The sequence below is a fragment of the Kitasatospora sp. NPDC034035 genome, assembly GCF_055575755.1.
The window spans coordinates 23,506-34,218 of sequence record NZ_JBVISA010000056.1; the positions used below are offsets into that span (position 1 = coordinate 23,506).

Consider the following 10,713-nt stretch of genomic DNA (forward strand, 5'->3'; position numbering starts at 1 on the left):
CGACCCGGGCCGGGGCGACCGCCCTGGGGGGCGTCATACGTGACAGCGGCCACCCTCCAGCCGCGACGACCCGGCCCCGCTCCGACAGGCCCGCAGCGAGATGTGGTGCATGACGTCGGCGAACGGGACGATCAGGCGCAGTCCCGGCTCGCGTGCTCCGGTGATCCGGCCGAACCGGAAGACGACCCCCTTCTCGTACTGGCGGACGATGCGGATCGACATCGCGAGCCCGATCAGGACCAGGATGACCAGCACCACCAGGACTGCGATCACGGCAGTCCTTTCGGCTTCCTTCGACTGCGGACCTGCGTCGACAGCCAGGTCCGGGAAACGCGTCGCCGCGAGCAGAGCGACCGGGAGGCGCGGGACCGGTTTTCGGTCCTACCGTGAGCCTTCCCCGCATCCGGTGCCATTGACAGGGCCGAACGGGCCTGCTCCTGTCGTGACCGGCCGCCCAAGTGCCTCTGCACCGACAGGTTGGCGATGGCGCCCCCAGGACGCAGCCGTCGCCGCAATGCGGACCGGATCGGGGCGGGCCGACGAACGCGAGTAGCCGTCGCCTCGCCCACAACCACACCCGGGGGCGACCATCCGCAGGCAACGCGTCGCACCCGAGTGGGGAGTACACAGCATCCATCCACCCCCCGGCTCGTGCCGATGCCCCGCCGCTGCGCCACTCGGCGTGGCACGACGGAGAGAAACGGCGGCTCCGGCTTCTCCGGCATCGCAGCCGAGCACCGGGTCCGCCCGCGGACCACGAATCCCATCGAGACACCGCCCGCCACGGTACGGTTCGAACACGGACCGATGTCCTACCCGCTGTTCACCGGCATCCGTCGGACTGGCCGGCGTACTGGTCGTGCTCCGCCGTCCGGTTCCGGCACGGGGGCCGGTGCGCGCACCCCGCGCGACCGGGGCGAACCGCCGCCGACGGCCTGCGGTTCGCCCGGAGCGGATCGTCGTCAGTACTCGGAGCCGCTTCGCAGGTAGGTGCCCGCGGCCTGGAGCCATGCCCCGGGGCTGAAGCAGGCCTCGATCCGGTGGGGCGTGTCCTCGAAGACCCGCAGGACGCGCAGCGCACCACTCGGGTGCAGGTCGTACTCGAAGGTGACGCCGCTGTCCGTGTCGTCCTCGTACTGCAGGTCCAGCGGTCCCTTCGACGGCTCCGCCGGCGCGCGGGCGTCGGCCGAGAGCTTCACGTGGACGGACATCTCTGCGTCCCGCCTTCCTGTCCGCCCGAGGAGCCCGGCCCATGAGGGGCGTGCCTCAGGACTCTTCGCGCCCGGGACCGATGCCGGTGGCGACGAGGATCTGCCGTGCCGAGTCGGTTCCGTCGGCCTCGACCGCGCGGGCCATCGCAGCCAGGGCCGTCTCCTGGCCGCCGGGGACGACGAGCAGGCTGAAGTGATCGCGGTCGCCCCGCGTGACGATCACCGTGTCGTCACCGGTACCGGTCGATGTGCACCGACCGGCCCTCGACGACCAGCCGGGCCGGCGCGTCGTCCCAGGCTTCCGCGTCCAGCCCGACGCTCGCCGCGGGCCGGAGTGTTCAGTCAACGCCCTGACCAGACCGGGGAGTTCGGCGCCGACGTCCCGTGACCGCGGCCACCATGCGCCGTCGAGCACACCCTCGCGCGACTGTGTGGTCTCCAGACGCAGCAGCACGGTCCCCGGCTTCGCGGCCTGCCGGAACCGGTCCGGCAGAAGTCCCGGGAACACGGCACCGGTTTCGTCCGACATGGCGCGCCACCTGTCCGTGGACGCACGCCGGCCCCGCCGAGCGAGGGCCGACCAAGGGGAACGGCGGCCGGGCCGCCCCATGTCCCCACGGTACCCCGCCCGTACCCCGCCGACCCGGCCGGTGGGGACAGCCCGCGCGGGGTGCCGGCCTCTCAACGCCATTCGATCGCGAACAGGGCGGCATCGTCGCTCGTGCGACCCGCTGCTCGATGAGCGGTCCCGGAGACGTGAGCCCATATCCACGGCGAGGAGCGGAGCCCCGGCGTCTAGGAAGCAGGCTCGCCCCAGTTGACGCGTTCTACGGCATGAGGCGGGAACGACACCCGAGATCCGTCCGCCTGAGTGACGTGCACCCATCCGCGCTCGTCGATGCGAACTATGCCCTTGACCGACTCGCCCAGCGCGACGCCGGGGCTGACATATCCCGCCTCGTGGGCCAGATGCACCGTCCCGGGGTTCGCTTCGAGGCTTGCCATGACCCGATTGTCCAGGTCCGATCCCGGGTCCGCCACCGGAGCCCTGTCGTGCCGCGCACCCGTCCGACCCTCACGGCCCGCCCCCAGGGGACCCGGTGCCCACCCCCGTGCCCTGGTCAGGCCGGGCCGCCGTCCGGTGCGCCCGACCGCATCCGAGCGGAGCGCTGCGGATGCGTCGGTGCCGGTGCGGGCATTGGCCGGGTCGGGCGCCGCGGTCATCAGCCACTCGGCGGCGGCCGAGGCCTCGGCCTCGGGGGAATTACCAGGAGCTCCAGGCGGAGCGGGACGAAGGAGCACACCATCACCTCGTCCGCGTCCTGCTCCTGCTCGAACCATCCGACGTGGATGACGTGGCCTTCGACGGGACCCGCCGGGGGATGACCAGCCGATGTGTCGGATTCACGGTGACAGGTGTGATCTCCCCCCATGTGGGGCCAGTGCTGCCGCCAGCGGGGGGAGTTCGTGCAGGAGGTCGTGCGAGCGGGGCCGCCGGGCGCCGTCCAGTCGTCCCGGGGTGGCTCCTTCCGGTGTCAGTGAGAGGCGCACCGGCGGTTCCGGCCCCGGTGGCTGGGCAGCGGTGGGATCGGAGGCCGCCCGGTCATACCGAACACCCGTCCTGGACTCGTTGTTGTGGACGGCCTGGTGCGGGCGCCTGGCACCGCAGGAATCCCGCAGGTCGTCGACGGTGAGTCCTTCCACCGTCGGCTCCCTGCCTTGCCTCAAGATGGACCGGCGAACGTCTCACCAGCACCTCCCCTGTCCCGGCATGGCGCCGGCCCTGACCCGCGGCACTTCAGCCAGGCAGGATCTTGCCGCTGTCGGGTGCGGCCCAAGGTATTTATCGGATGACGGTCAAACATGAGCGTGCGGTAATTTTTGAAAAAGAATTCATGTGCAAGAGGTGCTCGGATTCCAGCAGCGCGGAGTATTCTGGAAAGTGCCGGGAGAAGTAACCGGTGGGACGATCGCGAGGAGGCGAATATGTGGATCAATGAGGCAGGATTCCTGGATCCGCGACTCGTGATCTCGCGAGTGTCTGCCCTTTCGGCGGGAAGATCATAGGGTTGCGGGGGCGTGGATTCAGATCCTGTTGTCCCGGTCGGTGTTACGTTTGCGCAGGCCGGAAAGGTCACCTCCGCAGCAATGCGGGGGCGGCCTTTTTTGTGGGGCGGTCGAGTGTAATGGTCTGTGTGGGAGGCCGGTGGCTCCCGTCACTACTGCCTGTCGGTGGACGATGCAGAATTCCTTGATCTGGAGGCCGACCGTCGCGGCCGCGCTGTTCCGAAGAGCGACATCGGGGGCTCTGGAGCGGAGGAAGTCTCATTGTCCTGGGTGAGCGGATCACTTTCGATCTCCCGCTCGCGTGCTGGCTCTCACGCGCTTCTCACGGATTGGGTGTCATGGGGTGGCATCAGGCGTCATGGAGGTTGGACGTGAAGGGCCCTGACCTGCGAGGCTTGGACTGGTGGACATTGGTCGGACATCCGTCCGACCGCTGGGGGTCAAGGGGTCGCAGGTTCAAATCCTGTCGTCCCGACTGTAAAGTCGCAGGTCAGAGGCGGTTAACTCGCGTAGAGTAAGCCGCCTTTTGGTGGTTTTCGGACGCGGCATATCGGGCAATTGCCGCTATTGCCATCCTTCGATTGCTGGGATGTATCGCTGTTTTTCCTGTGATGCGAAGGTATCAATCCCTTTCTGGAACGAATGCATGAACTCGGGCGCTGTGGCGCACTTGACCGCCCGAAAAGCGGGGTCAAGTGGGTAACGCACCCCGGAATGGGGCGCGTTGACGGTTGATCAGCTGGGGGTGCTTTGGCGAGCGAAGGCGCCTTCCCGAGGGACTTGGATGCGCTCCGTTACCAGTGGCCGGGGATCTTCCCGGCGGCGCGGAGCTGCTCGGCGAGGTGCTTGGTGAACGCTTCGCCAGCCTTGGTGAGTTCGCGGAGGTCGGGGTGGAGGTAGCGCTGGGTGGTGGTGCTGTCCTTGTGGCCGGCGATCTGCTGGAGCATCGAAGGCAGGATTCCGGCGTCGGCCATCCAGGTCAGGCCGGTGTGGCGCAGGTCGTGGTGGCTCAGGTGCTCGTAGCCGAGGTTGCGGGTGACGTCGTCCCGGTGGGTGGCGTCGCGCAGGACGGCGGTGCTGATGCGGCCACCGCGGGGGCCGGTGTAGAGGCGGGCGTTCGGATTGCCGGGTCGCTTCGAGGCGGCAGATGATCAGTGGGCGCAGTGGTTCGATGATCGGGATGTAGCGGGCGGTCTTGCCTTTGGTGTGTTTGTCGACGAGGCCGCCGGGTGCGGGGGTGGTCTGCCGTCGGCAGGTGAGGAGCCAGGTGCGGACGTTGATGTCGCAGGCTCGGACTCCTGAGACCTCGCCGATGCGGGTGGCGGTGCAGGCGCCGTGGATGACGACGTCGCCCCAGCCGCGGTAGTCGCCCCAGCCGCGGTAGTGGTTGTAGGAGGCGTCGATCAGGGCTTCGGCGAGTTCGGTGAGGGCATCCCAGTCCCGCAGGGCGAGAAGGCGGGGGTCCAGCAGTTCGTCCTCGGCCTGCTGGTACTTCTGCTGCCAGCCTTTGACGTGGGCGGGCGCGTGCTCGATGAGGCCGTCCATGACGGCCTGCCCGAGGATGCGGTAGAGCATGGCGAGGGTGTTCTTGATCGTTGAGCGGCCGCAGCCCTCCGAAATCCAGCTGTCGACCGCGTTGGCGATCGTGCTGGTGGTGACCAGGCTGACCGGAAGGTGCCCGAGGTCGGGCTCGATCCGGTGGTGCCATCCGGCCAGGTAGGGGATATGGGTCGTGGTCTCAAGGTCGGCCAGGATGGCCGGGAGGCGGCGGTCGACGTACTCCGCCAGCGGCATCGAGGACAGGGATGGGAGCAGCGGGCTGCCGGTGGCGTCGGCCAGAATGGTCAGCCATTGGGTGACCAGCGCCGGGTCGAGCCCGTTGCGGACGGCCTGCGCCAGGAAGTCGGCCCAGGCGTGCGTCTGGGCCGGGGCGACCGATGGCGGGGGCGTTGGCATCGGCCGGGGCATGGGTGCCTGGGTGAGGCGCGCGGTGCGCGACGGCCGGGCGGACTGCGGGGTCGGTTCTCGGGCGGGCGCCTTCGGTGGTGATGTCGATGTACTCATATGGCATAGTCGCGCTGAACCTGGCTTGACTGCTTGATGCCGTCATGGTGTCATCGCGGCATGCTGTACCAGACACCGGCGCTGCAGGAAGCCGATCAAGCCGTTCTGGACGAGATCGCGCAGATGCGCGACCGTCTGCGCCTGCACCTGCGCACACCCCGGCGCTGGGAAGGCCAGCTGAGGCGTAACCTCACGGCGCGGGCCATCGCCGGGTCGAACACGATCGAGGGCTACGCGGCGAGCGTGTCGGACGTCGAGGACATCATGGTCGGCGAGGCACCGATCGATGCGAACGACACCGTCGCGGTCGAGATCGAGGGCTGCCGCCAGGCGATGACCTACATCCAACGCCTGGCCGACGCCAGCGAGGACTTCGAGTACAGCAAGGGGTTGCTGAACGCGCTGCACTTCATGATGCAGGGCCACCACCTGCTCAAGCGGCCCGGCTGGTGGCGCACCGGCCCGGTCTACGTGACCTCGGCCGAGGACCCGACCATCGCCGCCTACACCGCACCTGGCGCCGATCAGGTGCCGGAGCTGACCGCCGAACTGGTGGACTGGCTCAACGAGGGCGACCTTGAGACCCCTGGTCTCGTGCGAGCGTCGATGGCACACCTGAACCTGGTCGCGATCCACCCATGGCCGGACGGCAACGGGCGGATGTCCCGCGCCCTGCACACCCTGGTCCTCGCCAGAGAAGGGATCATGGCGCCCGAGTTCTCCAGCATCGAGGAATGGCTCGGCCGCGCCCGCAACACCTACCGCTACTACGACGTCCTCGCTGAGGTCGGCGGCCCCGTCTGGACCCCCGACCGCGACACCCTGCCCTGGGTCAGGTTCTGCCTGCGCGCCCACCACCAGCAGGCCCAGAGCGTCGAGCGGCAGGTCAACACCACCCGAGACGTCTGGACCGCCCTCGACGAAGCGATCGAGCAGCGCGGCTGGCCCGACCGCATGCTCTACGCCCTCTACCCCGCTGCCATGGGCAACCGCCTGCGCCGCGCCACATACCAGGCCGATGCCGAAATCAGCGAACAGCAGGCCCAACGCGACATCCGTGAACTCGTCCGCGCCAGCTGGCTCACCGCCAAGGGCGAGGCCCAGGGCCGCTACTACACCGCCGGCCCGGACCTGCCCGAGGAAATCACGCGCGGAGTTCGTGAGCCCAGGCCGCTGCGTGACCCCTACGCGTGACTCAGCAGGTGCGGGGGACGCTCGAGCTCACCAGCGTCGGCCTCGGATCTTTCCGTTGCCGGGCCGGTACGCATCCTTAACGATCTGTGCGAGGTCGTCCTCGCTGAACATGCGGTGGCTGCCGATCTGCCGGTGAGGGATGCGGCCGGCGGCGGACTCCGAACGAAGCCAGGCGACGCCCACGCCCAGGCGCTTCGCGGCTTCCGTGACGGAGTGCAGCAGGGGTTCGTCGCTCTTGGGCGTGTCGTTGGCTGAGGGACCTGTGGGCTTGTGCTTGGGCTCGGGCAGTCCGGTGTGCACGTTGAGCGCGGCAGCCTCCGCGGCGGCGAGGAGCACGCCGAGTCCGCGCAGGCGAGCCGCGTCGCCGATTCCGTCGTTGGGCCCGGGCAGGCCCAGGGCGCGGCGGGCCTGTGTGGCCGGATCGTCGGAGGGCAGCAGAAGGGAGGCGAGTCGATAGTCCTCCTCGGTCATCGGAGCGTTGGCCTCGAATGCCTTGAAGAGTCGTAGTCGTTCGGTCTGCAGCGCGCCCTTGTCCAGGCTTCGGATACTCTCGCGCAGTTCTTCCCAGCCCGTGTGGGCCTGTACGGCGGCCAGAGCGTAAGAGGTCACATCCGTGCCCGGGTTGGCCTTCACCCGGCGGTGCTGGTAACAGACGTCCATCCCTGACTCGACCGGGACCTTGCATGGGAAGCCGTAGAACGAAGCGACCGGTTCGGGACAGCGCGGCCTGTCACGGGCGAGTGAACGGTCTGTTCCTGCCCGGATCTGGCGGATCTGCTCCGCCGCGTTCTTCAACGCCGGATTGGGGACACCCCACGCCTTCGCGGCCTCCAAGGGGCTGAGGTGATCCAGCCTGCGCATGCGCTCCATCGGCGTTCCTGCATCGCCCATGGGCCGTCCTCCGTGGTTGTCAGAGGTCGTATCGTTCCCGTCGCGTGATGCTGCCGTCCGGAGCTGACCGAGCTTGGTCGGCATATGCGTGAGGGCGCCTGCTCATAGTTCGTGTTGGTTCGTTCTCCAGCGAACCCTGCTCGTGGCGTGGGCAGCGGTGCACCGGCAACGACGCACTGGCCGAGCGATCACGTTCTGTGGCTGATGGGTGGTTGACCGTCGATGGCGTTGCGATAGCTCAGACGCATAGAGGGCCCCGCCTCCGCTTCCACGCTCAGGGCGCTACGGGTTCGGCCCACGCGCCCGTCGCCCAGCGCGCCGACGGCAACCACCGGTCGGTGACCGTCCATGTCTCGGACAACCAGGTCGACAGGCCGGTCCATGGTCCAGTTGTCGAGACCGATCCAGCGTTCGAAGCAGCGGACGCGAGTGCTGCCGTCGGGTACGGTGATCGGCAGAGCCGGGTCCGGGCCGCCGACAGCATTGGCGGAACCAGCCACGGTAGATACTTTCCCCGCCTTCCGGGGGCGCGTCAGTAGCGTGCCCACCAGCGGAACTCCACACCTGCCGCGAGCCCAAACGACCTTCTCCACTCCACGCTCAGGGTTCTCGCCAATGAGGCGCTGGCTCATGACCCGCCGACTCATCGGCGAGAGCACACCGACCTGGCACGGAAGATGAACCTCGGAATCAGGGTGAAACGCCCAGTGAGCCTCGCCGCCGTCGACGGTCCCACCACGTCGGCATCCGGCCCGGGGATGCTGCCGTTCATCACCAGAGGCTCTGCAGATCGGCCTGGAGCGACCCGCGTGCCGTTGTCCGGCGGGTGCCCGAGTGCGCCCGGAAAGCGACCCGAAGCCGCCCGGGCGGGGTGGTTGGATGGGAGGGCGGATCCAGCTTGTCGCCGCCGTCGGCGCGGTGCGATCCTCTCCGACATGCTGCACAGCGACCTGCCGGACCACGCGTCAGTTCTCAGGGAGGTGCGGGAATTGCGGCGAGTCGGCCTGGTGCGGCTGCGTGAGCTGGAGCTCCCGGCGCTGGCCCGGGCCGCAGACATGATTGACCTGCCGGCCGGGCGGGAGTCGCGGCCCGCCTCTGTGGAGCGGCTGCTGCGGCTGGCGGTGACGCGAATCGATCCCGGCAACCTTCACACGGCCGCCGAGTACAGCCTCGGCCTGGCCCAGGGCACTCGCGACTGGCCGCCCGCCGACCGTCGGAAGCATGCCGCGGGCGTGTACGGGGTGAGCGTGGAGCGATTCCGCAAGCACCACGAGGCGCTGGTGCTGGGTGAGGTCGCCGAGCAGGTGATTCGGATGGCCGCACGGGCGGGGCAGCCGGGTCGGGCAGCGCTGTCGCGCCAGGCGGACCAGGCGGGGGAGGCGGTGGACGTTGGGCCGCTCTCGCCCGCGTCGTCGGGTCACCGGTCGCTGCGGGTCCGGGTGGGCGATCGGACCGCGCTGGTGACGGTGCACGTCCACCCCGTCGATCTGTTGCGCGATGTGGACGTCGTTGTCTCGCCGACCAACACCTATCTGGCGCTGCCGGAGCCGTACAAGTCGTCGGTGTCGGCGTCGCTTCGGCGGGTGGGAGCGCTGCGCGGGTCGACCGGGGAGCTCGTCGAGGACCTGGTGCACGAGGAGTTGCGGAGGTGGGCCGTCCGGCACGGGGCGCCGGGCCGGGCGGTCCTGCCGGGAACCGTGGCGGCGGTCGGGGCGGGGGCGCTGGTGGAGCAGGGTGTTCGGCGGATCTATCACGCCGCGGTGGCGGTCCCGCGCCTCGGGACGAACGACTACGATGTGCTGCCGGCGGACGTGACCCGGGCGGTCGCCCGGGCGCTCGCCGTGCTTGCCGAGGAACACCGGCAGTTCGATCCTCCGCTGCGCTCGATCTGTCTTCCGTTGCTCGGTTCCGGCCGAGGCGGGCTGCCGTACGAGGTCAGTCTCGGCATGCTCTGGGCCGCGGTGGAGGCCGAACTGATCCGCGGTGCGAAGTGGGAGGTGCACCTCGTGGTGCGGCGGGCTGTCGCCGCAGATCTGATCGAACGTCAACTCATGGCCGTGAAGGCGGTCGACGGAAGGATCCGATGAACCCGTACCAGGTGCTTGCGGCCGCCGCCGCCGACTGGGACCGGTTGGCCGGCCTGCTGGAACCCGCGCCGGGCCGCCAACTGGAGTTGCGGCTGCAGGCGTTGAGATTTGCCGAGCAGAACGGGCCGGCCCGGCTGCAGGCGGCCGAGGAGGCGGCACGGCTGCTGCTGGAAGCGCTGCCGGACGCCGAGTCCGGACGGCTCGACGATGTGTCCGGTGCCCGGTTTGCCGGGGACCCGCAGGACCGGTCGTACCTCGGCTTCCATGCGGACGACCTAGCCGTGCTGGTGCTCGACGGCCACCGCATGGTCGGCCCGGTGCTCGGTCCGATCCGGGTGAGGATCCTGGCCGTACCGGCGCTCGACCCCGACGAGGTGCGGCTGCTGGGCGGTGATCCAGGCGCTGCCGGGCTGCTGAGGTTGACCGGGCCCGGCGGGAGGCTGCGGCTGCCCGGCTTCCAGTTCGGCGTCGCGGGCACGCCGTTGCCGACGGTGGTGGAGGTCAACACCGTTCTGGACGCCGAACGCGACCCGTGGGGCGTCGCGGACTGGTGGCTGTCGGCCAATGCGTGGCTGGGCGGCAACCCCGCCGACCTGCTCGGCGCCGGGCGGGACGGCCAGCTCGTGGACGCGGCACGGTACCTGTCGGAGGAGGAGTAACCGGATGGCGAACACCAGGCCCCCGCGGGTGCTGCCGGGTACGCCCGCCAAGCTGACCCTGCCGGCCGGCACCCCGCTGTACCGGCTGCACGCGGCCCGCCACCCGGCGACCGCGTTCAATCCCGTACCCGCCCACTGCCTCTACGGCGGCGGCCGTTTCGACGCGACCAGGTGCGACCCGTTCGGCTATCTCTACGCCGGGCTCACCGCGGAGTCGGCGGTGTGCGAGTCGCTGCTGCGGTCGGTTCCGTTCGATCCGGGCGGGACGCCGCGGCTGGTGCCGAGGGTCGCGATGCGCGGCCGCCGGCTGTCCTTCCTGCGGCTGGCCGCAGAGCTGGACGTGGTGTCCCTGGTGACCGGCCGGGAGCTGGCGAGTGTCGCCCAGGACTCCTGGCTTGTCCAGGCGGAGGCCAACGAGTACCCGTTCACCCGTGACTGGGGTCATTGAGCCTTCGCCATCTTCGAACATGCTGGTCGGAGGGGCTGGCGTGACGGTTGTCCGGGGTGCTCGTCCTGGTCGTGGGCGGGAGTCTGCGGTCT

The 10,713-nt window shown here is 69.5% G+C and carries 13 protein-coding genes; 5 read left to right on the plus strand and 8 right to left on the minus strand.

What is annotated here, in order from left to right; genetic code table 11:
* Nucleotides 1-33 precede the first annotated feature (33 nt).
* The 6 genes from ACZ52J_RS40740 to ACZ52J_RS40765 form a co-directional block, all read right to left on the minus strand.
* Nucleotides 34-273, minus strand: coding sequence for an SPFH domain-containing protein (locus ACZ52J_RS40740; RefSeq protein WP_465626270.1), 240 nt, complete (start codon nt 271-273; stop codon nt 34-36).
* A 689-nt stretch (nt 274-962) separates the two neighbouring features.
* Entirely contained in the window at nt 963-1,211 is a 249-nt protein-coding gene (locus ACZ52J_RS40745) for a hypothetical protein (RefSeq protein WP_465626272.1), read from the minus strand.
* Nucleotides 1,212-1,266: 55 nt separating this feature from the next.
* Nucleotides 1,267-1,740: a DUF5994 family protein gene (locus ACZ52J_RS40750; protein ID WP_465626274.1), complete on the minus strand. Its 474-nt coding sequence runs from the start codon at nt 1,738-1,740 to the stop codon at nt 1,267-1,269.
* 266 nt (nt 1,741-2,006) lie between these two features.
* Nucleotides 2,007-2,216: a hypothetical protein gene (locus ACZ52J_RS40755; protein ID WP_143685673.1), complete on the minus strand. Its 210-nt coding sequence runs from the start codon at nt 2,214-2,216 to the stop codon at nt 2,007-2,009.
* A gap of 399 nt (nt 2,217-2,615) precedes the next feature.
* Nucleotides 2,616-2,915 (minus strand): DUF5994 family protein, encoded by a 300-nt coding sequence (locus ACZ52J_RS40760; RefSeq protein ID WP_465626276.1) that lies wholly within the window; start codon nt 2,913-2,915, stop codon nt 2,616-2,618.
* Nucleotides 2,916-4,072: 1,157 nt separating this feature from the next.
* A complete protein-coding gene (locus ACZ52J_RS40765; RefSeq protein ID WP_465626295.1) occupies nt 4,073-4,360 on the minus strand; it encodes a tyrosine-type recombinase/integrase in 288 nt (95 codons plus the stop codon).
* 253 nt (nt 4,361-4,613) lie between these two features.
* On the opposite strand from ACZ52J_RS40765, the gene ACZ52J_RS40770 reads away from it, so the two are divergent.
* Both ACZ52J_RS40770 and ACZ52J_RS40775 read left to right on the plus strand, forming a co-directional pair.
* The gene (locus tag ACZ52J_RS40770) at nt 4,614-4,877 is read left to right on the plus strand and encodes a hypothetical protein (RefSeq protein WP_465626278.1); all 264 of its coding nucleotides are present in this window, start codon (nt 4,614-4,616) and stop codon (nt 4,875-4,877) included.
* Nucleotides 4,878-5,402: 525 nt separating this feature from the next.
* Nucleotides 5,403-6,536 (plus strand): Fic family protein, encoded by a 1,134-nt coding sequence (locus ACZ52J_RS40775; RefSeq protein WP_465626279.1) that lies wholly within the window; start codon nt 5,403-5,405, stop codon nt 6,534-6,536.
* Between the two features lie 27 nt (nt 6,537-6,563).
* Here the strand turns inward: ACZ52J_RS40775 and ACZ52J_RS40780 are convergent, their stop codons facing one another.
* Nucleotides 6,564-7,427, minus strand: a complete 864-nt coding sequence (locus ACZ52J_RS40780; RefSeq protein WP_465626281.1) for a helix-turn-helix domain-containing protein — start codon at nt 7,425-7,427, stop codon at nt 6,564-6,566.
* A 188-nt stretch (nt 7,428-7,615) separates the two neighbouring features.
* Nucleotides 7,616-7,927 (minus strand): hypothetical protein, encoded by a 312-nt coding sequence (locus tag ACZ52J_RS40785; RefSeq protein ID WP_465626283.1) that lies wholly within the window; start codon nt 7,925-7,927, stop codon nt 7,616-7,618.
* A gap of 435 nt (nt 7,928-8,362) precedes the next feature.
* On the opposite strand from ACZ52J_RS40785, the gene ACZ52J_RS40790 reads away from it, so the two are divergent.
* The 3 genes from ACZ52J_RS40790 to ACZ52J_RS40800 are packed head-to-tail and all read left to right on the plus strand — an operon-like array spanning nt 8,363 to nt 10,621.
* The gene (locus tag ACZ52J_RS40790) at nt 8,363-9,514 is read left to right on the plus strand and encodes a macro domain-containing protein (RefSeq protein WP_465626285.1); all 1,152 of its coding nucleotides are present in this window, start codon (nt 8,363-8,365) and stop codon (nt 9,512-9,514) included.
* On the plus strand, nt 9,511-10,173 hold the full coding sequence (locus tag ACZ52J_RS40795) for a hypothetical protein (protein WP_465626287.1): 663 nt from the start codon (nt 9,511-9,513) through the stop codon (nt 10,171-10,173). The genes ACZ52J_RS40790 and ACZ52J_RS40795 overlap by 4 nt, the downstream gene beginning before the upstream one ends.
* Nucleotides 10,174-10,177: 4 nt before the next feature.
* Entirely contained in the window at nt 10,178-10,621 is a 444-nt protein-coding gene (locus ACZ52J_RS40800) for an RES family NAD+ phosphorylase (RefSeq protein WP_465626289.1), read from the plus strand.
* The last annotated feature ends 92 nt before the right edge of the window (nt 10,622-10,713 follow it).

What these genes read in the sequence shown, in the direction of transcription:
- ACZ52J_RS40745 (WP_465626272.1), bottom strand. Translation starts at nt 1,211, where the DNA reads ATGTCCGTCCACGTGAAGCTCTCGGCCGACGCCCGCGCGCCGGCGGAG.
- ACZ52J_RS40750 (WP_465626274.1), bottom strand. Translation starts at nt 1,740, where the DNA reads ATGTCGGACGAAACCGGTGCCGTGTTCCCGGGACTTCTGCCGGACCGG.
- ACZ52J_RS40755 (WP_143685673.1), bottom strand. Translation starts at nt 2,216, where the DNA reads ATGGCAAGCCTCGAAGCGAACCCCGGGACGGTGCATCTGGCCCACGAG.
- ACZ52J_RS40775 (WP_465626279.1), top strand. Translation starts at nt 5,403, where the DNA reads ATGCTGTACCAGACACCGGCGCTGCAGGAAGCCGATCAAGCCGTTCTG.
- ACZ52J_RS40780 (WP_465626281.1), bottom strand. Translation starts at nt 7,427, where the DNA reads ATGGGCGATGCAGGAACGCCGATGGAGCGCATGCGCAGGCTGGATCAC.
- ACZ52J_RS40790 (WP_465626285.1), top strand. Translation starts at nt 8,363, where the DNA reads ATGCTGCACAGCGACCTGCCGGACCACGCGTCAGTTCTCAGGGAGGTG.
- ACZ52J_RS40795 (WP_465626287.1), top strand. Translation starts at nt 9,511, where the DNA reads ATGAACCCGTACCAGGTGCTTGCGGCCGCCGCCGCCGACTGGGACCGG.
- ACZ52J_RS40800 (WP_465626289.1), top strand. Translation starts at nt 10,178, where the DNA reads ATGGCGAACACCAGGCCCCCGCGGGTGCTGCCGGGTACGCCCGCCAAG.